At 71.8% G+C, this 23713-nt stretch carries 21 protein-coding genes; 12 read left to right on the forward strand and 9 right to left on the reverse strand.

The annotated features are described in order from the left end of the window. Window positions 1-199: 199 nt before the first annotated feature. On the forward strand, window positions 200-832 hold the full coding sequence (gene lexA / locus EV699_RS11460; RefSeq protein ID WP_132542778.1) for a transcriptional repressor LexA: 633 nt from the start codon (window positions 200-202) through the stop codon (window positions 830-832). Between the two features lie 5 nt (window positions 833-837). Then, window positions 838-1527 (forward strand): translesion DNA synthesis-associated protein ImuA, encoded by a 690-nt coding sequence (imuA, locus tag EV699_RS11465; RefSeq protein WP_132542780.1) that lies wholly within the window; start codon window positions 838-840, stop codon window positions 1525-1527. Between the two features lie 36 nt (window positions 1528-1563). Here the strand turns inward: imuA and EV699_RS11470 are convergent, their stop codons facing one another. From EV699_RS11470 to mobB, 4 genes are read right to left on the reverse strand one after another with little or no spacing between them, the layout of a single operon-like run. Next, window positions 1564-3975, reverse strand: coding sequence for a putative bifunctional diguanylate cyclase/phosphodiesterase (locus tag EV699_RS11470; RefSeq protein ID WP_132542782.1), 2412 nt, complete (start codon window positions 3973-3975; stop codon window positions 1564-1566). After that, the gene (locus tag EV699_RS11475) at window positions 3972-4550 is read right to left on the reverse strand and encodes a putative pterin-binding protein (protein ID WP_243662642.1); all 579 of its coding nucleotides are present in this window, start codon (window positions 4548-4550) and stop codon (window positions 3972-3974) included. The genes EV699_RS11470 and EV699_RS11475 overlap by 4 nt, the downstream gene beginning before the upstream one ends. Window positions 4551-4554: 4 nt before the next feature. Continuing rightward, entirely contained in the window at window positions 4555-5823 is a 1269-nt protein-coding gene (gene moeA, locus EV699_RS11480) for a molybdopterin molybdotransferase MoeA (RefSeq protein WP_132542784.1), read from the reverse strand. Next, window positions 5820-6371 (reverse strand): molybdopterin-guanine dinucleotide biosynthesis protein B, encoded by a 552-nt coding sequence (gene mobB / locus EV699_RS11485; protein ID WP_132542786.1) that lies wholly within the window; start codon window positions 6369-6371, stop codon window positions 5820-5822. The genes moeA and mobB overlap by 4 nt, the downstream gene beginning before the upstream one ends. A 249-nt stretch (window positions 6372-6620) precedes the next feature. On the opposite strand from mobB, the gene EV699_RS11490 reads away from it, so the two are divergent. Next, window positions 6621-7112 (forward strand): DUF6231 family protein, encoded by a 492-nt coding sequence (locus EV699_RS11490; protein WP_132542788.1) that lies wholly within the window; start codon window positions 6621-6623, stop codon window positions 7110-7112. A gap of 81 nt (window positions 7113-7193) precedes the next feature. Here EV699_RS11490 and grxD read toward each other — a convergent pair whose 3' ends face one another. Together grxD and EV699_RS11500 are read right to left on the reverse strand one after the other, a co-directional pair. Beyond that, window positions 7194-7529 carry a Grx4 family monothiol glutaredoxin gene (gene grxD, locus EV699_RS11495; RefSeq protein WP_132542790.1) on the reverse strand — a complete coding sequence of 112 codons (336 nt, stop codon included), beginning with the start codon at window positions 7527-7529 and terminating at the stop codon, window positions 7194-7196. A gap of 150 nt (window positions 7530-7679) precedes the next feature. Then, window positions 7680-9470 (reverse strand): N-acetylglutaminylglutamine amidotransferase, encoded by a 1791-nt coding sequence (locus EV699_RS11500; protein ID WP_132542792.1) that lies wholly within the window; start codon window positions 9468-9470, stop codon window positions 7680-7682. Window positions 9471-9712: 242 nt separating this feature from the next. Between EV699_RS11500 and EV699_RS11505 the strand changes: the two genes are divergently transcribed. Then, a complete protein-coding gene (locus tag EV699_RS11505) occupies window positions 9713-10294 on the forward strand; it encodes a superoxide dismutase (protein ID WP_132542794.1) in 582 nt (193 codons plus the stop codon). A gap of 165 nt (window positions 10295-10459) precedes the next feature. On the opposite strand, the gene prsT is transcribed toward EV699_RS11505, so the two are convergent. Then, the gene (gene prsT, locus EV699_RS11510; protein ID WP_165904108.1) at window positions 10460-13231 is read right to left on the reverse strand and encodes an XrtA/PEP-CTERM system TPR-repeat protein PrsT; all 2772 of its coding nucleotides are present in this window, start codon (window positions 13229-13231) and stop codon (window positions 10460-10462) included. A 254-nt stretch (window positions 13232-13485) separates the two neighbouring features. Here prsT and EV699_RS11515 point away from each other — a divergent pair, with 254 nt between their 5' ends. Continuing rightward, window positions 13486-13953, forward strand: a complete 468-nt coding sequence (locus EV699_RS11515) for a thermonuclease family protein (protein ID WP_132542798.1) — start codon at window positions 13486-13488, stop codon at window positions 13951-13953. A 98-nt stretch (window positions 13954-14051) separates the two neighbouring features. Further along, complete coding sequence (locus EV699_RS11520; RefSeq protein ID WP_132542800.1) at window positions 14052-14678, forward strand: hypothetical protein; 627 nt, start codon at window positions 14052-14054, stop codon at window positions 14676-14678. 12 nt (window positions 14679-14690) lie between these two features. On the opposite strand, the gene mutS is transcribed toward EV699_RS11520, so the two are convergent. Next, window positions 14691-17255 (reverse strand): DNA mismatch repair protein MutS, encoded by a 2565-nt coding sequence (gene mutS, locus EV699_RS11525; protein ID WP_132542802.1) that lies wholly within the window; start codon window positions 17253-17255, stop codon window positions 14691-14693. A gap of 122 nt (window positions 17256-17377) precedes the next feature. Further along, window positions 17378-17803: a cytochrome c-550 PedF gene (pedF, locus tag EV699_RS11530; protein ID WP_132542804.1), complete on the reverse strand. Its 426-nt coding sequence runs from the start codon at window positions 17801-17803 to the stop codon at window positions 17378-17380. Window positions 17804-18148: 345 nt separating this feature from the next. On the opposite strand from pedF, the gene EV699_RS11535 reads away from it, so the two are divergent. The 6 genes from EV699_RS11535 to pqqE all read left to right on the forward strand — a co-directional run bounded on the left by EV699_RS11535 (window position 18149) and on the right by pqqE (window position 23611). After that, complete coding sequence (locus EV699_RS11535; protein ID WP_132542806.1) at window positions 18149-20158, forward strand: sigma-54-dependent Fis family transcriptional regulator; 2010 nt, start codon at window positions 18149-18151, stop codon at window positions 20156-20158. 310 nt (window positions 20159-20468) lie between these two features. Continuing rightward, window positions 20469-20543, forward strand: a complete 75-nt coding sequence (pqqA, locus tag EV699_RS11540) for a pyrroloquinoline quinone precursor peptide PqqA (protein ID WP_132542836.1) — start codon at window positions 20469-20471, stop codon at window positions 20541-20543. An 84-nt stretch (window positions 20544-20627) separates the two neighbouring features. Further along, complete coding sequence (gene pqqB, locus EV699_RS11545; protein ID WP_132542808.1) at window positions 20628-21536, forward strand: pyrroloquinoline quinone biosynthesis protein PqqB; 909 nt, start codon at window positions 20628-20630, stop codon at window positions 21534-21536. Continuing rightward, entirely contained in the window at window positions 21533-22264 is a 732-nt protein-coding gene (gene pqqC, locus EV699_RS11550; protein ID WP_132542810.1) for a pyrroloquinoline-quinone synthase PqqC, read from the forward strand. The genes pqqB and pqqC overlap by 4 nt, the downstream gene beginning before the upstream one ends. After that, on the forward strand, window positions 22261-22521 hold the full coding sequence (gene pqqD / locus EV699_RS11555; protein WP_132542812.1) for a pyrroloquinoline quinone biosynthesis peptide chaperone PqqD: 261 nt from the start codon (window positions 22261-22263) through the stop codon (window positions 22519-22521). Before pqqC ends, pqqD begins: the two co-directional genes overlap by 4 nt. After that, a complete protein-coding gene (gene pqqE / locus EV699_RS11560; protein ID WP_132542814.1) occupies window positions 22493-23611 on the forward strand; it encodes a pyrroloquinoline quinone biosynthesis protein PqqE in 1119 nt (372 codons plus the stop codon). The genes pqqD and pqqE overlap by 29 nt, the downstream gene beginning before the upstream one ends. Window positions 23612-23713: the final 102 nt, after the last annotated feature.

Consider the following 23713-nt stretch of genomic DNA (forward strand, 5'->3'; position numbering starts at 1 on the left):
GCGCCGCTCTGCGCGCGCGGCGGCAGCCCCCATCGGCCAGGAGGCACTTGCACCAGCGCCCAGGCCGCTTCACCTCGAACCGTCAAAACAACAATAAAAAACATCCAGTTAATTGATCATGTCCCGCCCTCTTCGGCATCCCTGAGCCGTGCGTCGGGCTTACCTTGACGCGCCCTGAATACTGAATATATTTACACGCATGAACGAATTGACAGTCAAACAGCAGCGGGTGCTCGCCTTCATCCAGCGGCACATCCAGGGCCACGGCAGGCCACCGACCCGGGCCGAGATCGCCCAGGGCCTGGGGTTCAGCTCCCTCAACGCCGCCGAAACCCACCTCAGGGCGCTGGCACGCAAGGGCGCCATCGAGCTGACGCCGGGCGGGGCGCGCGGCATCCGGCTGCTCGCGGAAGCCTCGCCGGAAGGCGGCCCGGCCGCGACTGCCGCGGGCCTGCCGCTGATCGGGCGGGTGGCGGCCGGCTCGCCGGTCCTGGCCGAACAGAACGTCGAGGCGCACTTCGAGGTCGACAGCGCCCTCTTCCGCCCCGCGGCCGACTACCTGCTGCGGGTGAGCGGGATGAGCATGCGCGACGCCGGGATCCTCGACGGTGACCTGCTGGTCGTGCACCGCACGCCCGAGGCGCGCAACGGGCAGATCGTGGTCGCCCGCCTGGGTGACGAGGTCACCGTCAAGCGCTTCGAACGCTCCGACCGGCGGGTGCGCCTGCTGCCCGCCAACCCCGATTTCAGCCCCATCGAGATCCGGCTCGACCACGATCCGCTGGTCATCGAAGGCATCGCCGTAGGTGTGATTCGCAACGGGAGGCTCTGACACCCATGAAACCGATCTTCGAGGATCCGCCGGCGCGCCAACGGCCCCCCGCCTCCACACCCGTGGCGCAGCCGCGCCGGCCGGTCGGGGTGAGCAGCGGTTTCACCGATCTCGACGAACTGCTGCCGGGCGAAGGCTGGCCGTGCCCGGGCGTCACCGAGGTGCTGAGCCAGCAGCCGGGCATCGGCGAGCTGGGGCTGCTGATGCCGGCGCTCGCGCGCCTGGCGCGCAGCCAGCAGCGCTGGATCGCGTGGATCGCCCCGCCGCAGCTGCCCCACGCGCCGGCGCTGGCCTACCACGGCATCGATCTCGGGCGCGTGCTGCTGGTGCACGGGCGCGCCGGCCACGACGCGCTCGGGGCGGCCGAGCAGGCGCTCGCCTCGGGCGCGTGCGCCGCCGTCCTCGTCTGGCCGCGGCAGTTCGACCTCCACGGCCTGCGCCGGCTGCGGATCGCCGCGCGCAAGGGCGAATGCAGCGGCTTCGTGCTGCGCGTGGTCGACGTGCCCGAGGCGTCCGAACCCGGCGGGCTGCGCGTCGTCGTCGCACCCGCCGCCCGCGGGCTGCGCGTCGACGTGCGGCACGGTCGCGGGCGCCGCGGCGTGCACGGCGTCCACCTCGACATCCCGCACGCGATGAGCGAGCCGTTCTTCTTCAGGCCGCCCGGCGCGCGCCGTCCGCCGCGGCACGTGCACTAACGCCGCCCGCCGGGTGTGGACGGGCGGTGCGCGCGGCTAGCGCCGGACGGCATCCGCGATCGGCACGACGACCAGGGCGCGCGCCGGGCGGGGGGGGCGCCCGATGAAGCGCGCGGCGAAATCCGCCGCGGCGACGGCGCGGCTGAACAGCCAGCCCTGCAGGAAGTCGCAGCCGTGGGTGGCGAGGAAGGCCCGCTGCGCCTCGGTTTCGACGCCCTCGGCGACCACCTTCATGCCCAGTGCGCGCGCCATCGTGATCGCGCCCTCGACCAGGGCGCCGCTGCTGGCGTCGCGCTCGAGGTCGGCGATGAAGCTGCGATCGAGCTTGAGCATGCCGCTCGGCAGGCGCTTGAGCATCGCCAGCGACGAGTACCCGGTCCCGAAGTCGTCGATCGCAAAGCGCACGCCGGCGCCTTCGAGCGTGGCGATCGCCTCGCGGGTGCCACCGTCGTCGGCGAGCAGCAGGCGCTCGGTGATCTCGAGCACGAGGTTCGCGGGCGGCAGGCGGCTGCCGGCGAGGATCTCCAGCACCCGCCCGGGGAAGTGGTTCTCGCGCAGCTGCCGCGCCGACAGGTTCACCGAAATGCGCAGGCTTGGCTGCGCGTCCACCCAGGCGGCCGCCTCCTCGCAGGCGCGGCGCAGCACCCAGTCGCCGATCTCGACGATCGCCCCCGACTCCTCGGCAATGCGGATCCAGCGATCGACCGGCACCTCGGCGAACTCGGGGTTGCGCCAGCGCAGCAGCGCTTCGGCCCCGACCAGGGCCTTGCCGCCGGCATCGAACACCGGCTGGTAGACCAGCATGAACTCGTTGCGGACCAGCGCCACCCGCAGCGCCGACTCGATGCGCGCGCGCTCGTGCGCCAGCTGGTTGAGCCTGCCGGTGTAGAAGCGAAAGCCCGCGCGGCCCTCGGCCTTGACCGCGTACATCGCGGTGTCCGCCGCCTTCAGCAGCGCGTACGGCTCGCGCCCGTCGTCCGGGAACAGCGCGGCCCCCAGGCTGAAACCGGTGAACAGCTCGTGCTCGCCGAGCCGCAGCGGCTCCGCCACCGCTTTCGACATGCGCTCGATGATGCGCTCGACCTCGAGCGCGTCGTCGATCCGCGGCAGCACCACCAGGAATTCGTCGCCGCCGAAACGCGCGACCGTATCCTCGGCCCGCACGGCGCCGCCCAGGCGCCCGGCGACCTCCCGCAGCACGCGATCGCCGACGTCGTGGCCGAGGCGGTCGTTGATCGCCTTGAAGTTGTCGAGATCGAGGAACAGCAGCGCCCCGCGGGCACCGCGCTCGATGCTGCGCATCGCCTGGCCGAGCCGGTCGAGCGCGAGCACCCGGTTCGGCAGCCCGGTGAGTTCGTCGTAATGCGCCCGCCACAAGAGCTGCGACTCGTCGTGCTTGCGCCGGGTGATGTCCTCCTGGATCACCAGCAGATGGGTGATGCGGCCGTCGTCGGCACGCACCGGTGCGACGCTGAGGTTCTGCCAGCGCTCGCCGCCGCCGGCACTGTCGAGCTGCACCTCGCCCTGCCAGGATCCGCCGGCCCGGGCGCGGGCCAGCGGATCGACGCCGCCGGCGTGCGCCAGCACGAGCCGCGTGCCGACCGCCGCCAGCGCCGACTGCCCGGACGCCTGCGCGTAGCGCGCGTTGACGTACTCGATCACGCCGTCGGGGTCGGTGATCACCACCGCGGCCGGGCTCTGTTCCAGCGCGAGCGAGAGCTTGCGGATCGCTTCGTGGGCCCGCCGGCGCCAGTTGATCTCCTCGCGCAGGTCGGCGTTGACGCGTGCCAGCGCGGCGGTGCGCTCGGCCACGTGCGCCTCGAGTTCGCGGCGCAGCGCGTCGAGCGCGCGCTGGCGGCGCAGCAGCAGCAGCACCAGCAGCGCGCCGGCGAGCACGGCCGCGCCCAGCATCAGCAGCGCGCGGGCGTAGCTGCTCTCGAAAGTGTCGCGGCGCGCCTCGACCTGCGCCTGCTGGAAGCGCGAGGCCTCGCGCACCAGATTGTTGAGGCGCTCGATCAGCAGCAGGAGACGCGCCTGCAACGGCGCCAGGGCGGGGTCGCCGGGGCCCACCGAGGCCAGCACCGGCTCGATCTCGGCGAGCAGCGCGCGCCCGGCGAGCGCGGTCGCCTCGCCGTCGGGCAGTTCGCGGTAGACCTTCCCGAGCGCACCCTGGAAAGCGCCCCCGACGCGGCTCCAGAGCACGTCGAAGGCGACCGACATCGCCTCGGGGTCGATGCGCTCGCCGCGCGCGGCGGCGGCGAACAGGCGCTCGAACACGTTGGCTTCGCGGCTGAACTGCGCGGCGAAATAGATCAGGTCGTCACGGAAATCACGGCGCTGCTCGATCTGCTGGCTGCGCAGGCCGAGCAGCACGGTGAACAGGCCCAGCACGAGCACCAGCACCGCCGCCAGCAGCGGCACGTAGGCGAGCAGCGAGCGGCGGCTCATGGCTCCACGACGATCTCGGACAACTGCCAGACGGCGCGCCGGTAGATGCTTTCGGTGCGCAGCTCGGCGAAGTCGTCCCACGGGTAGATCAGCCACAGCGGGCCGCGCTCGCGCACGCCGAGCGTGTGTCCGTCGGCGCGCAGCGCGAGCACCGGGCGATAGCGCTCGGCATCCTCCACCGGGACCTGCGCCACGTAGCCGTTGAGGGCGGTCAGTTCGAGCATGCGCCCCTCTGCGCCGACCCGCGCCAGCACGTCGGTGAGCATCGGTCCCTCGAAGGCGACGACGCCGTCGGTCCACGGCGTGCGCGTGCGGATGGTCTCGACCGGCAGCGCGTCGATCTGCGTGCGGTCGAACGCCGCCGCCCCCTCCGCGGTGTTGTGCACGCTGATCGCGCCGCGCACGCGCAGCAGCGGCCGGCCCTGCGGCGCTGGCAGGGGCGTCGCCTGCACCGGCGCCGGCGCGGCGCCGGCGGCGGCGGCCAGCGCCGCGGGCCCGAACAGCCAGGCGCAGGCGAGCACGCGCAGGCAGCGACGACGGGACGGGTTGATGCCCTCGGCAGCCGCGGTACGCATGGCCTCAGCACAGGCCTTCGAAGGGCTCGACGTCGACCAGGTCGCCGGGGGCGCCCCCGGCACAGGCCGTCGGCAGCACGATGAAGCAGTCGGCGCGGCTGATCGAACTCAGGATGCCCGAGCCCTGCTCGCCGGTCGGGCGCACGCCGAGGCTGCCGTCGGCCGCGCGTTCGAGCACGCCGCGCTGGAACTCGACGCGGCCCGGGCGCTTCTTCACCGCCGCCAGCAGCGGCACCCGCACCCGTACCGGCGCGGTCGCGCTCTGCCCCATCATCCGCCGCAGCGCCGGCTGCACGAACTGGTAGAAGGTCACCACCACCGAGACCGGGTTGCCCGGCAGGCCGAAGAACACCGCGTCGCCGATGCGGCCGAAGGCGAGCGGCCGGCCGGGCTTCATCGCGATCTTCCAGAAGTCGATGTGGCCGAGCGCACCGAGGATCTCCTTGACGAAATCGGCCTCGCCGACCGACACCCCGCCCGAGCTGATCACCGCATCGGCGCAGGCCGCGGCCTCGCGGAACGCCGTGCGCAGCGCGGCCGCGTCGTCGCGCACCACGCCCATGTCGATCAGCTCCACGCCGAGGCGCGTCAGCAGGCCGTGGAGCGAGTAGCGGTTGCTGTCATAGACGCAGCCGGCGTCGAGCGCTTCGCCGATCGAGCGCAGTTCGTCGCCGGTGGAGAAGAACGCCACGCGCAGGCGCCGCCGCACCGTGACCTCGGCCAGGCCGAGCGAGGCGAGCACGCCGAGATCGGCCGGGGCGAGGCGGCGCCCGGCGGCGAGCACGGTCGCACCGCGCGGCAGGTCCTCGCCCGCCAGGCGGATGTTCTGCCCGGCGCGATGACCGCTGCCGATGCGCACCTCTTCGCCATCGCGCAGCGCGGCCTCCTGCATCACCACGCAGTCGGCGCCGGCCGGCAGCACGCCGCCGGTCATGATGCGCACCGCCTCGCCGGCGCCGAGGGTGCCGTCCCAGGCCGCGCCGGCGAGCGCGGTGCCGACCACGCGCAGGCTCACGCTGCCGCCCGCCGGCAGGTCGGCGGCGCGCACCGCGTAGCCGTCCATCGCCGAGTTGGCGTGCGCGGGCACGTCCGCCGGCGCGATCACGTCGGCGGCGAGCACCCGGCCGAGCGCGGCGCGCAGCGCCACGCGCTCGCAGCCGGCCACCGGGGCGACGACGGCGTCGATGCGCGCCAGCGCCTCCTCCACGCCGAGCGCGTGCGGGTCATAGTCGTCGCAGCAGCTCGGCTGCGGGTCGAGGGGGGGCTGGGTCATGGCTGGGCTTCCGGGGTGGGCGCGGTGCGCCGGGAGGCGCAGAAATCGAGCATGAAGGCGGCGATGGCGGGGTGGTCGTCGAGCGCGTAGACCGCCACCCCTGGCGCCGGCGTCAGCGGCGCGTCGGTGGCGACGGCCAGCACGGCGGCATCACCGGGGTAGCGGGCGGGCGCCGGCACGGCGCGCCGGCGCAGTTCGAGCGCGGGCAGCCCGGCGGTCGCGAAGCCTTCGACCAGGATCAGGTCGAGGCCCGCCGTCGGCAGCAGCGCGAGCGCATCGGCGAGCGATGCCGGCGCCGCTGCGGGGGATTCGACGATCAGCGCGGTCTGCCCGACGCCGGTGACCAGCGTGCGCGCGAGCCCGGCCTTGCGCAGTTCGTAGCTGTCCTTGCCGGGCGTGTCGACGTCGAAGGCGTCGCACGCCTGCTTGACCACCGCCACGCGCAGGCCGCCGGCGCGCAGGCGCGGCAGCACGCCACACAGCAGCGTGGTCTTGCCGACGCCGCTGGGGCCGAGGACGGCGAGCAGCGGCACCCGCGCCCCGCTCACCGGCGCGAGCTCCGCGTGGGCGAACGCTGCGTCACGCTGGCGCCGGCAGACCACCGCGCGCCCCTGCTGCCGCCCCGACGTCCGCTTCGCATCCCGCACCCCGCTCCTTGCCGTCAAAACGCCCGGCAGTGTCACGCACAATCCGCTACGCTGCCAAGCACCCTTCCGGGTCAGGGCGCGCCGCCGCCGTTGATGCTACGGCTACCCCCGTCCTGCGCCGTCCGGCCCCCGCAGCCTCCGGTGCCCGCCATGTCCGACCACCTCCAGCACGCCGCCCTCGCCGCCTGGCTCGCCGAAACCGCACCGGCATCGCTGCTCGTGCTCGACCCCGACCCGGCGACCGCGCTGCCGGCCGACTTCGCCGCGCGACACCCCGCCTGCCAGGTGCTGGCCGGCGACGCCCGCGCGCCGGCAGCGCTGGCGCGGGCCGACGCCGCGGTGCTCAGCCACGTGCTCGAACACCTCGACGCCGCGACGGCCAGGGCCCTGCTCGCGCGCGTACGCGACCAGCTCTGCCCGGCCTGCGTGGTGCTCGTGCCGCTCGGCGCGGACTGGCCCGGCCACGCGAGCCACTGGCAGGACACCGACCTGCTCGCGCTGGGGCTGACGCTGCGCGCGCGCCTGCGCGACGACGCCGGCCGGCCGTGGGCGCTGTTCGAGTTCGCGATCGCCCGCTACAAGACCGTGCCTGACTGGCTCAACGCGCGCTTCTGGGCGCATCCCGAACGCTGGCGCCCCTGAGCGCCGCGCCGCACACCCCGCGAAAACGACGATGCCCGGCGCGGGCCGGGCATCGGGGCGGGCGGAAAGACGCCGCGGCGCTCAGCCGGCGGTGTCCTGCCCCGCGGTCGCGGTGTCGACGAGCTTCTGCAGCTCGCCGCTCTGGTAGAGCTCGAGGGTGATGTCGCAGCCACCGACGAGCTCGCCGGCGATGTAGATCTGCGGGAAGGTCGGCCAGTCGGCGTAGCGCGGCAGGTTCTGGAAGATCTCCATGTCTTCCAGCACGTTCACGTAGGCGAACGGCACGCCGGTGGCGGCGAGCGCCTGCGAGGCCCGCATCGAGAAGCCGCACTGCGGCATCTGCGGCGTGCCCTTCATGTAGATGAGCACGGGGTTGTTCTTGACCTGCTGGTCGATGCGCTGGAGAACGTCGTCCATCGTCGGGTACCTCGGGGGTGGGGGCCTGGTCGGAAGCGGGCTTGCGGCAGGGCCGCGAGTCTAAGCCAGCGCGCCGCCATGACCAAGCGCGCGACTCGGTCACTCGTATCGCGCCGCTGACATCGCCGCCGGCGCCCCGCCGGGCGCCGTTCAGCCGGCGGACCTGACACTGTCGACGTTGCGCTGCAGCCAGAGTTCCAGCAGCGCCGCATGCCAGAGCTTGCTGCCCTTGATGCGCGTGAGGTGCGCCTCGGGCTCGGCCAGCAGCCGCTCGAGGTAGGCGCGCTTGAACAGGCCGCGCTCGCGCGCCGCCTGCGAATCCAGCACGTCGCGCATGAAGTCGAGGAAGGGCCCGCGCACGTACTTGAGCGCCGGCACCGGGAAGTAGCCCTTGGGGCGGTCGATCACGCCGTCCGGCACCCGCCCGCGGGCGATCGCCTTCAGCACGCGCTTGCCACCGTCGCCCACCTTGAGCGCGGGCGGCGCGCTCATCGCCAGCTCGACCAGTTCGTGATCGAGGAAGGGCACGCGCGCCTCCAGGCCGAAGGCCATCGTCATGTTGTCCACGCGCTTGACCGGGTCGTCGACGATCAGCGTGGTGGTGTCCATGCGCAGCACCTTGTCGAGGTAGGCGTCGGCATCGGGTTCGGCGAGCAGCCGCGTGACCAGCTCGGCGGTGTAATCCGGGCCGCGGTAGCGCGCCGTCACCGTCTCGAGGAATTCGTCGTGATCGCGGTCGAAGTAATGGTTGCGGAAGCGCTCCAGGTCGGAGCCGCCGGCCGCATCCATCAGCGGGTACCAGAAATAGCCGCCGAAGACCTCGTCGGCCCCCTGCCCGCTCTGCACCACCTTCACTTCCTTCGACACCCGCTCCGCCAGCAGGAAGAAGGCCACGGCGTCCTGGCCCACCATCGGCTCGGCCATGCAGGTCACCGCCTCGGGCAGGCGCTTCAGCACGTCGCCGTTGGGGATCAGGTACTTGTGGTGGTGCGTGCCGTAGCGCTCGACGACCAGGTCGGAGTACTCGAACTCGCTGCCCTTCTCCTCGGGCTGGTCCTCGAAGCCCACCGAGAAGGTCAGCACGTTCTCCTTGCCGGCCTCGGCGAGGAGCGCGACCAGCAGGCTGGAGTCGAGCCCGCCCGACAGCAGCACGCCCACCGGCACGTCGGCCACGTCCATGCGCCGGCGCACCGCGGTCAGCAGCGCGGCGTGGATGGCCTCGGTCCACTCGGCTTCGGTCTTGGCCACCGGCGGGCGCACCGCGCGCAGGCGCCAGTAGGTGCGCGGGCGCTCGTGCCCCTGGGCGTCGATGGTCAGCGTGGTCGCCGGCGCCAGCTTGCGGATGCCGGTGAGGATGGTGCGCGGCGCCGGCACCACGGCGTGCAGCGTGAGCTGGTGGTGCAGCGCCACCGCGTCGATCGCGGTGTCGACGTCGGTCGCCTCCAGCAGCGCCTGGCTGTTCGAGGCGAAGCGCAGGCCGGCCGCGGTGCGGCTGTAGTACAGCGGCTTGATGCCGAGGCGGTCGCGCGCCAGGAACAGCGTGCGCGCCCGCAGATCCCAGATGGCGAAGGCGAACATGCCGAGCAGGTGCGACACGCAGTCCTCGCCCCACGCGGCATAGGCCTTGAGGATCACCTCGGTGTCACCGCCGGAGAAGAAGGTATAACCCTTGCCCTGCAGCTCGGCGCGCAGTTCGCGGTAGTTGTAGATGGCACCGTTGAACACCAGCACCAGGCCGAGCTCGGCGTCGACCATCGGCTGGTTGGAACGATCCGAGAGGTCGATCACCGACAGCCGGCGATGCCCGAACGCGAGCGGCCCGTCGGTGTAGCTGCCCGCGTGGTCGGGCCCGCGCCGCGCGAGTCGCGCCATCATGCGCCCCAGCAGGGCGAGGTCGGGCACGCCGCCGTCCAGACGCAGTTCACCGCAGATTCCGCACATGCTCGCTCCCGCGCCGTCGGCCCCGCACGGCGCAACGCGACCGCGCGGTGACCGGCAAAAAAGAAGGTGGAACGCCACCGCGGCGCCTGCCGGCGTCGCGTTGCATTGTCGTGGTGCTGCCGCATAGACTCGCGCGGCCTGCCGAACTAGGTTATGACCCGCGCCCGACGCGGGCAACCTTAGCCCCCCGGACGCGGCTCCGCCGCCCGTCCAGTCGACTTGAAGAAGTAGGAGAGAACGCCATGGTCCACGAGCTGCCCGCCCTCCCGTACGAGAAGAACGCCCTCGAACCGCACATCTCGGCCGAGACGCTGGAATACCACTACGGCAAGCATCACCAGACCTACGTCACCAACCTCAACAACCTGATCAAGGGCACCGAGTTCGAGAACCTCTCGCTCGAAGAGATCGTGCTCAAGTCCTCCGGCGGCCTGTTCAACAACGCCGCGCAGGTGTGGAACCACACCTTCTACTGGAACTGCCTGTCGCCGAACGGCGGCGGCGAGCCCAGCGGCGCGCTGGCCGATGCGATCAACGCCAAGTTCGGCTCCTTCGCCGCGTTCAAGGACGAGTTCACCAAGGTCGCCGTCGGCACCTTCGGCTCGGGCTGGGGCTGGCTGGTCAAGAACCCCGACGGCACGGTCGAGCTGATGAGCACCACCGGCGCCGGCACGCCGATGACCTCGGGCAAGAAGGCGCTGCTGACCTGCGACGTCTGGGAGCACGCCTACTACATCGACTACCGCAACGCCCGCCCGAAGTACGTGGAAGCCTTCTGGAACCTGGTCAACTGGGACTTCGCCTCGGCGCTGTACAACGCCTGAGCACGAGCGCGCCCCGCCGCGAAACGAAAGGCCCGCGCAAGCGGGCCTTTTCATGTCGGGGACGCGGCGGCCCCCAGCGCCATCACGCCCCGATTCAGCGCACCGTCCCCACCCTCCGCTCGACGGCGGCGCTCGCTGTACCGTGCCTGCCGCTCAGGCTCACGTTCAGTTGACGGCACGGCGCAGGTCTTCGAGCAGGCGCCGCGCCTCGTCGGCCCCGGCATAGTCCGCCCCCGGCGGCAGCGCCCGCTCGAGCGCCCGGCGCGCCTCCGCCGATCGCCCGGCCTGCCACAGCGCGTAGCCGATGTGATAGTGCACCTCGGGGTTGCCGGCCGCGCGCGACTCGGCCTCGCGAAGCTGCTGCAGGCCCTGCGCGTAGTCGCCCTGACGCACCAGGACCCAGCCGTAGGTGTCGCGGATCGCCGCATCGTCGGGCGCGAGCTCGGCCGCGCGCGCCGCGTAGTCGCGCGCGGCGGGCTCTCCGAACTGCGCCAGCAGGTAGGCCACGTTGTTGAGCAGCGCGGGATCGTTCGGCCGCTGCTCGATCAGTCGACCATAGACGGGGTAGGCCTCGCGCCATTCCCGGCGTTGCAGCCGTGCCTCACCGAGCGCGGCGAGCGCTTCGAGATCCTGCGGATGCTCGCGGGTCCAGGTTTCGAGCAGCACGAAGGCCTCGTCCGGCCGCTGGGCGTTCAGCAAGGCCCCGAACGCGGACAGCGCGAGTTCCCGCGAAGGCCGGCGCTTCAGCGCCTCACGGTAGGCGGTGGCGGCGGCGGCGAAGTCCTTGCGCCCGCTCGCGACCTTGCCGGCGAGCTGCAGCGCGACCGCCGAGTCGGGCTGCGCGCGGCGTACGTCCTCGATGCGTGCGGCAGCGTCGTCGAAGCGCCCGACGTCGACGTAGGCCTGCACCAGGGCGCCGACGATGTCGCCGCGCTGCGGCACGAGGCGCACGGCCTGCTCCAGCGTCAGCACCGCATCGGCGATGGCCTCGGCACCGCGTTGCAGGCGTGCGACGTTGAGCAAGGCCGTCGCATCCAGCCCCGCGAGCAGCACCATGCGACGGAAGGTCGCCTGGGCCTGCAAGGTCCGCCCCACGGCGAGCTGTGCCCGTCCGACCGCTTCCAGCGCGGTGAGGTTCTCGGGGTTGCGCTGCAGCGCTTCCTCGGCGACGCCGAGTGCGGTCGCCGGATCACCCTGCCCGAGATACTGTTCGACCAGGGCGAGACGCGGCGCCAGTGCCACCGCATCGACGGCGCGCGCCTTCTCCAGCCAGCGCAGCGCCTCGTCGCGCTGCCCCGCGAGCGCCGACAGCCGCCCGAGTTCGAACAGCACCGAGACATTATCGGGAAACGGCCCGAGCAGCGCTTCGAACTGGGCGCGGGCAGCGGTGAGATCCCCGCGCACGGCGGTGAGCTTGGCGAGGTTGAGGTGCGCCGGCAGGAACTTCGGATCGATGCCGGTCGCCTGCGAGAAGGCGCGCTGGGCGCCGTCGCGGTCACCGCTGAGCACCCGCGCCAGCCCCAGCAGGTTGAGCGCGGTCAGGTTGGCGGGTTCGGCAGTGACGACCCGTTCGGCGACGGCCACCGCGTCGGCCGGCCGGCCCTGGCGCAGGTACATGACCGCGAGGGTGAGGCCGGCTCTGGCCTGTCCCGGCGCGGCCGCGAACGCTTCCTGCAACTCGTCGAGCGCGCTGGCGGACTGCCCGCTGCGCAGGCGGCTGGTGGCGAGTTCCGCCAGCATGTCGGGCGCGCGTCCGCTCAGCTCCACCGCCCGCTCGAACAACTGGGTCGCCGCCGCGTAGCTGCCCCTGGCCATGTGCGCGGCGCCCAGCAGCGCCAGCAGCGGGCAATCATCGGGGGCCGCCTGCCGGGCGGCCTCGAGCACCGACAGGGCCTGTCCGGGCTCGCCGAGGCGCAGGTACACCGAACCGAGCAGCTTGCGCGCGCCGACATCGTCGGTTTCGTGCACCAGGTAGCGGGTGAGGTCGTCACGCGCGCGCTCGCGCTCGTCGAGGGCGCTGTGAACGATGCCGGAGACCATCAGCAACTGCGGAAAGACGTCGAGCACATCGTTGGGAATGGCCTTCAGCTGCGCCGCGGCGTCGACGAGCTGCGCGCGGGCGGCGTCGAGCCTGCCGCCGCGGGCGAGCCACATCGCGCGGAACAGCAGGCCGCGCGGGTCGTGCGGAACGTCCCGTGCCAGCACATCGAGATCGGCCACGAGTCCGTCGGTGCGGTCGAGGTCGAGCAACAGTCCGACGCGCGCCAGACGTGCATTCACGTTGTGCGGATCGAGCGCCAGCACGCGCGCGTAGTCGGCGAGCGCGGCGTCGACGTTGTGCAGGGCATGATCGACCGCGGCGCGCGCGTTCCAGGCCTCGGCGTCATCGCCGTCGGCCGCCACCGCCGCCTCGGCCTCGGTGCGGGCGGCGTCGAGCCGTCCCTGGCGCAGGTGCAGGGTGGCCAGCCCGGCGGCCGCCTGGGCCGGCGCGCGGGCGCGGGCGGCCGTAAACGCCTGCTCGGCCTCGAAACCGTGCCCCAGCTCGAGCAGGGCATGGCCGCGCAGCACCTGCAACTGTGCCGCGGCGACGGGATTCAGGCCGTCCGGCCGCAGTTCGTCGACCACGACCTGGTAGCGGCCGAGCTGCAGCAGGGTACGCGCGCGCAGCACGTCGATGGTCGAGCGATCGGCACCGAGGCGGGCCGCGGTGGCGAAAGCCTCCTCCGCCACCCGTGGGCGCCCCTTGGCGAGTTGTACCCGCCCGAACAGGATCTGCGCCGCGAGATACTCCGGGCTGCGCTGCATCGCGTTCTTGAGCTGGATCTCGGCGCCGTCGAGATCGCCCTGATCGAAGCGCGTCACGGCATCCTCGTAGAACTGCGCCGCGTCCTCCTGCGCGCCGAGCGCCACGCTGGAGAACGCCAGGGTCAGCGCCAAAGCGATGGCCGCCCTCCGTCGATGTGCACCCGAACCGACCATATCGTTGCCTGCCCCATGAGCCAAAGATTGCCGCGCAAGGGTAACGGAGGCCCGTGGCACGCCGACCCGGCCTCCTGCAACGCTTTGTTTCTGCAGCCTTCACCGCGGGTGCGAACAGCCGGCTTATGACACCTGTTAACGTATGCCCACGCCGCCGCACCGCCGCGCGCCTTTCGCGCAGGCGTGCGCGCGGCGCATGAACAGGAGGTTTCATGATTCACCTCGTGGCGCTCGTCGCGAGCCTCGCGCTGACCCCGGCGACCGCTGCCGAATACGCCGGCCGCGTGATCAACGTCTACGACGGCGATACGGCCGCGGTCGAAACCGGCGCGGACCGGCTCTCGGTGCGCCTCGCGCACATCGATGCGCCCGATCTGGCCCAGGCCTACGGGCACGAAGCCCGCATGCTGCTGTCGAGCCTCGTCTACGGACGCTACATCCAGCTGGAAGACGTCAGGCGAGAAGCCTCGGGGCTGACGACCGCACGCGTGCGACTCGGCTCGCTCGATGTCGGCTTCGAGCTGGTACGGCAGGGCGCTGCCTGGTGCCAGCGAATGCCGCCCAGTGCGGAGTGCGAGGCCCTGCAGGCTCGCGCGCAGTCCTCCCGCCGCGGGCTCTGGGGCATGCCCGACCCGGTCCCGCCGTGGGCGTTCCGTCACGGGCGCCTGCACGCCAGGTGAGCCTCGCGGTCGGCTGGCCGGCGCCGCTGCGCTTTTCTGACAGCCGCGGCCGTGGCAGCCTCTGCCGTCGACTCCGCCGCCCACCAAGGGGGCCCGCGTTGCTCTCCATCGCCGGCATCGTGCTCGCCATCATCGCGCTGTGGCTGGTGCTCGCGCAGCTGCTGGGCCAGATCATGGCGTCGAAGCCGCTCGCCTACGCGATCCCGGCGGCGGTGGTCCTGGCCGCGGTCGGCGGCGGCCTGCTGTTGACCGGCGGACGTCCGCCCGCCGCACCACGGCCGGTCGCACCACCCGCGGGCGCGGCGGTGGCCCCGGAACGCGCACCGGTCGCCGCCGGACCCCGCAGCGAGGAAGAGCGCCTGCGGGCGGCGGTGCGTGAGGCCGCCGCGGAAAACGAACGCGCGGCGGCGCAGAGCGCCGCGCTCGCGCGGGACGTGCGCGCATTCCGTGACACGCTCGCGCTCGCCGGCCCTCCCGCCAGGACCGGCTACCTCGACGTCCGCGCCGAAACGGCGATCCCGCACGCCGTGCGCATCATCGTCAGCCCCGAGTGGCGCGCGCGCGACCTCGACTGGCGCCGCAACGAGGTCGCCGGACTCGCGCGGCAGTGGCGCAGCCTGCACCAGCCGCCCCCGGGCGAGGTGGCGGCGCTGTTCGTGTATGCGTCCGACGGCCGCCAGCTCGCCTCGGCGGTCGAAGACCGGCTGCGCGTCGAGGACGACTGAGCACGTACCGGTTCAGCCCGCCAGCGCCTTCAGCCGATACAGCGCCTCGAGCGCCTGGCGCGGCGTGAGCGCATCGGGCTCGATCGCCGCCAGCGCGTCGAGCACGGCGTGGGGGTCGGGGGCCGCGAAGGCGAGCGCGAGCTGCGGGGCCGGCTCGGGGGGCAGGGCCGGACGCCGCGCCGCGCTGCGTTCCAGCTCGCGCAGGCGCCGCCGCGCGGCCTGCACCACGCGTTTCGGAATGCCGGCGAGGGCCGCCACCTGCAGGCCGTAGCTGCGATCGGCGGGGCCGTCCTGCAGCGCGTGCAGGAAAACGATGCGCTCGCCGTGCTCGATCGCGTCGAGGTGGACGTTGGCGATCGTCGGGTGCTCGTCGGGCAGGCGCGTCAGCTCGAAGTAGTGCGTGGCGAACAGCGTGAAGGCGCGCGACTGCGCGGCCAGGTGCTCGGCACACGCCCAGGCGAGCGCGAGCCCGTCGAAGGTGCTGGTGCCGCGGCCGATCTCGTCCATCAGCACCAGGCTGCGGGCACTCGCGTTGTGCAGGATGTCGGCCGTCTCGGTCATCTCGACCATGAAGGTCGAGCGCCCCGAGGCCAGGTCGTCGGCCGCGCCGATGCGCGTGAAGATGCGGTCCACCGGCCCGAGCACCGCGCGCCGCGCCGGCACGAAGCTGCCGATGTAGGCGAGCACGACGATCAGCGCGGTCTGGCGCATGTAGGTGCTCTTGCCGCCCATGTTGGGCCCGGTGATCACCAGCATGCGGCGGCGCTCGTCCAGGGCGAGGTCGTTCGGCACGAAGGGGGCGTCGATCACCTGCTCCACGACCAGGTGGCGCCCGCCCTCGATGCTGAGCCCGGGCTCGTCGACGAGCTCCGGCGGGCTCAGCGCGAGGCTCTCGGCGCGTTCGGCGAAGGTCGCCAGCACGTCGAGTTCGGCGAGCGCGGCGGCGCTCGCCTGCAGGCCCGGCAGGACCCCGATCAGCGCGTCGAGCAGCTCGTCGTACAGCGCCTTCTCGCGCGCCAGCGCGCGTTCGCGCGCACTCAGCACCTTGTCCTCGAAGGCCTTCAGCTCCGGCGTGATGTAGCGCTCGGCGCCCTTCAGCGTCTGCCGGCGCACGTAATGCGCGGGCACGGCATCGGCGGCCGCGCGCGGCAGTTCGATGTAGAAGCCGTGCACGCGGTTGTAGCCGACCTTGACGTTGAGGCCGGTCTGCGCGCGCTCGCGCGCCTCCAGTTCCACCAGGAACTGGTCGGCGTGCTCGGCGAGCAGGCGCAGTTCGTCGAGTTCGGCATCGAAGCCCGTGGCGATCACCCCGCCGTCGCGCAGCAGCAGCGGGGGTGACTCGACCACCGCGCGCGCGAGCAGCTCGAACGTGTCCGGGTGCGTCCCGGCCAGGTCGAGCAAGTCGGCCAGGCGCGGGCTGTCGACACCGCCCAGCACCGGGGCGAGCGACGGCAGGCGCGCCAGCGCGCCGCGCAGGCCGGCGAGGTCGCGCGGCCGCGCCGAGCGCAGCGCCACCCGCGCCAGGATGCGCTCGACGTCGGGGACACCGCGCAGGAGCTCGCGCAGGGGCTCGGCGGCCTGCGCGGCGAGCAGTTCGCCGACGGCATGGCGCCGGCGCGCCAGCACCTCGCGATCGCGCAGCGGACGGTTGAGCCAGCGGCGCAGCAGGCGGCTGCCCATGGCCGTCACCGCGCGGTCCATCACCCCCAGCAGCGTATGCGCCGGGCGTCCGGACAGGCTCGCGTCGAGTTCGAGGTTGCGCCGGCTCGCGGCGTCGATGATCACCGCATCCTCACGACGCTCGACGACGAGCGCGCTCAGGTGCGGCAGCGCGGTCTTCTGGGTGTCCTTCACGTACTGCAGCAGGCAGCCGGCGGCCCCCAGCGCGACCGGCACGGCGTCGGCGCCGAAGCCGGCGAGGCCCAGCGTGCCGAACTGCGCGTTGAGCGCCCGCGTGGCGGCGTCGACCTCGAAGTGCCAGGGCGCCTGCCGCCGCAGCCCGGGGTGCGTCGCCAGCGCGCGCGGCACGGCGGCGTCCTCGGCCAGCAGCACCTCGGCCGGACGCAGGCGCTCCAGCTCGCCGACCAGGGCGTCCTCGCCGTCGAGCTGCATCAGCACGATGCGTCCGCCGGGCAGGTCGAGGGCCGCCACGCCGTGCGCGTCACCGATGCGGTGCACGGCCAGCAGCAGGTTGTCGCGACGCTCCTCGAGCAGGGCCTCGTCGGTCAGCGTGCCCGGCGTGACGATGCGCACGACCTTGCGCTCGACCGGCCCCTTGCTCGTCGCCGGATCGCCGATCTGCTCGCAGATCGCCACGCTCTGCCCGAGGCGCACGAGCTTGGCCAGGTAGCTCTCGACGGCGTGATAGGGCACCCCGGCCATCGGGATCGGCGTGCCCGCCGAGGCGCCGCGCGCGGTCAGCGTGATGTCGAGCAGCTGCGCGGCGCGCTTGGCGTCGTCGAAGAACAGTTCGTAGAAGTCGCCCATGCGGTAGAACAGCAGCACGTCCGGGTGCTCGGCCTTCATGCGCAGGTACTGCTGCATCATCGGCGTGTGGGCGGAGAGATCGGCGCTCATCGGGTGTGCGGGGGGACCGGGAAACGGGCGCACAGCATACCGTGGGCGGGCGCGAACGCCGCGCCCACATGCCCCTCCCGCCCCCTGGCGCCGCGTGCCCTGCAGCCGGGGCGATGCTCCGGCTAGTCGATGGCGACCGTGTCGAGCCAGGAACGGATCGCCCACAGCGCCTCCTGGCTCAGCGGGCCTTCGGGTTTCGCGAACTTCGGCATGTACACCGCGCCGTTGCGCACGGCGCCGTTGCGTACGCGTTCGGAGAACCATTCGTCGCCGGCCTCGCCGCGCTCGAGCTTGCGCAGGTCGGGCGCGATGCCGCCCGACACCGCCCCCAGCCCGTGGCAGCGCGCGCAGTTCTGCGCGAAGGCCGATTCACCGATGCGGATCGCCACCGTGTTGCCGCGGTAGGGGTTGGCCGGACGCCAGTCGTCGCCGAGCGCTTCGAGGCCGGTGGTATCGACCGCCTGGGGGGCGACGTCGCCGTGTGCATGTACCGCGGCGCTGGCCAGGGTGCCGAGCACGAGGGCGATGGACGAGCGGATGATGTTCATGTGTTGCCTCTCCTGACGGTGGATAGCAGCCTTTTTAGCAAAGAACAGGCCACAATCATCAAATCATTATTTTTTATGTATTTTTCATGATTGTTCGCAACGCTGGGCGAGCCTGTACCATGATGCGAACGGTCGCGCCCGGGTGGCGGTGTGACAGGAATCGCACAGCCCGTTGCAGGGTTGTGCCACCGACCGCGGCGATCGCAGCGGGTAAAGCGTTTCACCCGGCTGGGCGAGCCATTACACTCGATGAAGCGCGAACTGCGAATTTGCGCGGTTTTCGACATACATACATAGAGCGGGCGGGCCAAGGTCACGCGCCGCATGCGGGGACGAGGAGGAAACATGGCCGAACGAGCTGCCGCGCAGCACGCGGCGCGAGTGCTGGCGATGGCACGCGGCAGCAGTGCCGGCGTCCGCGACGAACTCGATGCCACCGTCACACGCTCCTGGAGCCGCTGTCTCGGCGATTACGGACTCGATCCGGTCATGCGCCGCGACCCGCTGGTGCTGGAGCGGGCGCAGTTCGAGGATCATCGCGAGCGCGTGCGCGACATGCTCGAGATCGCCCAGGTCGAGATGGACAACCTCCATCAGCAGATCGCGAGTTCCGGCAGCGCCATCATCCTCACCGATGCCGAAGGCGTGATCCTCAACTGCGTGACCTCGCCCGGCATGTCGCGGCTGTTCCGGCGTGCCGGCCTGTGGCAGGGCGCCCACTGGGACGAGGAACACGAAGGCACCAACGGCATCGGCACCTGCGTGATCGAGCGCCGGCCGGTGGCGATCCACCGCGCCGAGCACTTCCTGAGCCACCACACCGGCCTGTCGTGCGCGGCGGCGCCGATCTTCGCGCCGAACGGACAGATGCTCGGTGTGCTCGACGCCTCCAGCGTGAACTCGCGCGACTCCAAGCAGAGCCAGTTCCACGCCCTGGCGATGGCGACGATGTCGGCGAAACTGATCGAGAACTGCGTGTTCCTGCGCCAGTTCCGCGGCGAATGGGTGCTGCGCTTCCACAACCGGCCGGAATTCGTCGGCCAGTTGAGCGAGGGCATGCTCGCCTTCGACGGCGCCGGTCGCGTGCTCGCCGCCAACCAGAGCGCACTCGGCCAGCTCGGCCTTGCCGCGCAGGACGCCGCCACGGCGCGCACCGTCTCCGAACTGTTCGACGTCGACTTCGACACGCTGCTCGGCCGCGCCAGCCAGCACCCCAACACCGTCTGGCCGCTGCGCGGCCGGCGCGGCCAGCAGTTCTTCGCGATGCTGCGTGGGCGCGAACTGCCGGCAACCGCACTGCGCCACGCCCTGTTGCAGGCACCGGCGGAGCGCGGTTCGACGACGCCGCTGGAGCGTGCGCGCATGGATCTCGCCGGGCTGCGCGGCCGTGATCCGCTGATGGCGCACAACGTGCGCTGCGCCGAGAAGGTCGTCGACCGCAACATCACCCTCCTGCTGCACGGCGAGACCGGCACCGGCAAGGAGGCTTTCGCCAAGGCCGTGCATGCCGTCAGCAAGCGGGCGACCAAACCCTTCGTCGCGGTCAACTGCGCGGCGATCCCCGAGAGCCTGATCGAAAGCGAGCTGTTCGGCTACAAGGCCGGCGCCTTCACCGGCGCGCGCCGCGAAGGCATGCGCGGCAAGATCCTGCAGGCCCACGGCGGCACGCTGTTCCTCGACGAGATCGGCGACATGCCGCCGCAACTGCAGACGCGCCTGCTGCGCGTGCTGGAAGAGCGCGAGATCCTGCCGCTCGGCGCCGAAACGCCGATTCCGGTCGACATCAAGGTCATCAGCGCGACGCACCGCAACCTGGACGAACTGGTCGCCAGCGGGACCTTCCGCGAGGATCTGTATTACCGCCTGAACGGCCTGGTGTTGACGCTGCCGGCCCTGCGCGAACGCGCGGACCTGGAGGACGTGATCCAGCGCGTCCTCAGCGCCGAGAGCGAAGGCCAGGCCCTGCACATCGCCCCCGAGGCGCTCGCCCTGCTCACCGCCTATCCGTGGCCGGGCAACATCCGCCAGTTGCGCAACGTGCTGCGCACGGCGGTGGCGCTCTGCGAGGACGGCGTGGTGCGTGCCGAGGACCTGCCCGCCGAACTGCGCCGCGGCCCGGCCGCTGCGGCGGTGCGGCCGGCGATGGTCTTCGAACCGGCGCCGGAGGCTTCCCCCACGCCGCCGCACGCCGATCCGCGCCGCTGCCTGCTCGATGCCGAGAAGAGCGCCCTGCTCGCCGAACTGGAGCGGCATCGCTGGAACATGTCGAACACCGCACGCGATCTGGGCGTGAGCCGCAACACGCTGTACCGCAAGCTGCACAAGCACGGCATCACGCCTCCCACGCTGGGCTGACGGGCAGCTCGTCCCGGCGATGCCTGACCGGGCACCGACGTGTCCGGTCGCCCCCGCTGCCGGCCGGCAGGTGTTCGTCCCGCGCGGCGGCCGTCACCTTCTCCCTGTCGCATGACGTGACACTCTGTCCCGCTTCGCACACGCCGTACAGCGCGTGCGAAGCGCTGGCTTCAAAATCAAGCCATTGAAACAAAGGCATTAATCATCCAGCCAGCGATACCCTGTTGATTGGCATGCCCGCTGCTATGGTTCGGATACGGCCCGCAGGCCGGAACACCGATGCCCTATCCACCCACCGGAGGACGACACCATGCAGTGGACCACACCCGCTTTCACCGAACTGCGCTTCGGCTTCGAAGTGACGATGTACATCGCCAATCGCTGAACTCCTCGCCCCAAAGGCGACCTCCTTCCGGCCCGCCCCGCGCGGGCCGGCCTCTTGCCCGGACACTGGCGCGGCAGGGCTGGCATGTACGTACACGTTCTCGGTTCGGCCGCCGGTGGCGGCTTTCCGCAATGGAACTGCAACTGCCCCAACTGCGCCGGGCTGCGCGCAGGCAGGCTCGCGGCGCGCGCACGCACGCAGTCCTCGATCGTGCTCAGCGCCGACGGGGAAAACTGGGTGCTGTTCAACGCCTCCCCCGACATCCGGGCGCAGCTCGCGGCCTTCCCGCCGCTGCAGCCGAACCGCGCCATCCGCGACACCGGCATCTGTGCCGTGGTGCTGATCGACAGCCAGATCGACCACGCCACCGGCCTGCTGATGCTGCGCGAGGGGACACGCCTGCCGGTGTACGCCACCGCCCCGGTGCACGCCGACCTGAGCAGCGGCCTGCCGGTCCTGACGGTGCTCGAACACTACTGCGGCACCGCATGGCACCCGCTGCCGATCGACGGCGGCCGCTTCACCGTTCCCGGTGCCGAGGGGCTCGTGTTCCGCAGCATCGCCCTCGCCAGCAAGGCGCCGCCCTACTCGCCGCACCGGCACGATCCCCACCCCGGCGACAACATCGGCGTGCTGGTCGAGGACACCCGCAGCGGCGGGCGCCTGTTCTACGCACCGGGACTCGCGGCGATCGAACCGCACCTGCAGCCGTACCTGGAAACCGCCGACTGCCTGCTGGTCGACGGCACCTTCTGGAGCGATGACGAGATGATCCGGCTCGGGATCGCGCCCAAGCGCGCCCGCGAGATGGGGCACCTGCCGCAGTCCGGGCCCGACGGCATGATCGCCGCGCTCGCCCGCTACCGCGCCCGCAAAGTGCTGATCCACATCAACAACACCAACCCGATCCTGGTCGAGGACGGCCCCGAACGGGCGCAGTTGCGCGCCGCCGGGATCGAGGTCGCCCACGACGGCATGGACATCACGCTATGACTGAACCGGCCTGGTCCCCCGAGGAGTTCGAGGCGCGCCTGCGCGGTCTCGGCAGCCTCTACCACATCCACCACCCCTACCACGTGCGCATGCACGAAGGGACGCTGAGCCGCGAACAGATCCAGGGCTGGGTGGCGAACCGCTACTACTACCAGATCAGCATCCCGCGCAAGGATGCCGCGCTGCTCGCCAACTGCCCCGACCGCGACACGCGCCGCCGCTGGCTGCAGCGCATCGTCGACCACGACGGCAACGCCGACCAGGAAGGCGGCATCGAAGCCTGGACCCGGCTCGGCATCGCCTGCGGCCTCGACCGCAGCACCCTCGAATCGCAGCGCATGGTGCTGCCGGGGGTGCGCTTCGCGGTCGACGCCTACGTCAACTTCGTGCGCACCGCGCCGTGGCAGGACGCCGTGTGCTCCTCGCTGACCGAACTGTTCGCGCCGACCATCCATCGCCAGCGCCTCGCCGGATGGCCCGATCGCTACCCGTGGATCGAGGCCGACGGCCTGCAGTACTTCCGCAACCGGCTGACGGAAGCCCACCGCGACGTCCAGCACGGCCTGGCGGTCACGCTCGCGCATTTCCGCAGCCGCGCCGAGCAGCAGCGCGCGCTCGCGATCGTGCGCTTCAAGCTCGAAGTGCTGTGGTGCATGTGCGATGCGATGTGGACGGCCTACATCGACGGCTGCCCACCGTTCCACGGCTGCACGGAGCCAGCGCCATGAGCGGCACGGTCCGCCTCGCCCCCGGCTACCGCTTCCAGTGGGAACCCGCGCAGGACTGCCATGTGCTGCTCTACCCCGAGGGCATGGTCAAGCTCAATGCCCCGGCCGCCGCCATCCTCGAACACTGCGACGGCAGTCGCGACGCCGCAGGCATCCTCGCCGCGCTGCAGGCACGGTTCCCGGGTGTCGAACTCGCCGACGATGTCCACCGCTTCCTGGAGGTTGCCCATGAGCGTGGCTGGCTGCGCACCGTCTAGACCGCTCTGGCTGCTCGCCGAGCTCACCTATGCCTGCCCGCTGCAGTGCCCGTACTGCTCGAACCCGCTCGACTACGGGCAGATCAAGGACGAACTCGATACCGCCACCTGGCTGCGCGTGCTGCGCGAGGCGCGTGCACTCGGGGCGGCCCAGCTCGGCCTGTCGGGAGGCGAGCCGGCCACCCGTCCCGATCTCGAAGTGCTGGTGGCCGAGGCCCGTCGCCTCGGCTACTACAGCAACCTGATCACCTCGGGCATCGGCCTCGACGCCGAACGCATCGGGCGCCTGCGCGCGGCCGGGCTCGATCACATCCAGGTGAGCTTCCAGGCCAGCGGGGCCGAACTGAACGACCACCTCGCCGGCACCCGCGCGTTCCAGCACAAGCTCGACATCGCCCGCGCCGTCAAGGCCGCCGGCTACCCGATGGTGCTGTGCTTCGTCCTGCACCGCGACAACATCGACGACATGGACGCGGTGCTCGCGCTCGCCGCCGAACTGCAGGCCGATTACGTCGAACTCGCCACCGCGCAGTATTACGGCTGGGCCTGGGTGAACCGCGACCGTCTGATGCCGAGCCGCGAGCAACTGGCCCGCGGCGAGGCCGTCGCCCACGCCTGGCAGGCACGCCTGCAGGGGCGCATGAAGATCTACTACGTCGTCCCCGACTATTACGAAACGCGACCCAAGGCCTGCATGAACGGCTGGGGCAGCATCTTCCTGACCATCGCCCCGGATGGCACCGCCCTGCCCTGCCACTCGGCGCGCAGCCTGCCGGGGCTCTCCTTCCCCAACGTGCGCGAGCACGGCATCGACTGGATCTGGAACGAATCGCCGGGCTTCAACCGCTTTCGCGGCTTCGAGTGGATGCGCGAGCCGTGCCGCTCCTGCGACGAGAAGGAGCGGGATTTCGGCGGCTGTCGCTGCCAGGCCTACCTGCTCACCGGCGATGCGAGCCAGGCCGATCCCGTCTGCGACAAGTCGCCGCATCACGGGCGGGTGCTCGCCGCCATCGAAGCGGCCGCTTCGACGCCATCCGAGAAGCCACTGATCTTCCGCAACCCCAGGAACGCCCGCACGCTGTCCGGCTGAGGAAGCGGCGGGGGCGAGGCGGCGGGGGGTTGCGGGTGCCCTGAAAAGCCGAACGCCCTGGCCGGGTGAGGGCGAGGGCGTTCGGGGCAATGGGTGCCTGGC

It is taken from the genome of Plasticicumulans lactativorans (assembly GCF_004341245.1).
Taxonomy (GTDB): domain Bacteria; phylum Pseudomonadota; class Gammaproteobacteria; order Competibacterales; family Competibacteraceae; genus Plasticicumulans_A; species Plasticicumulans_A lactativorans.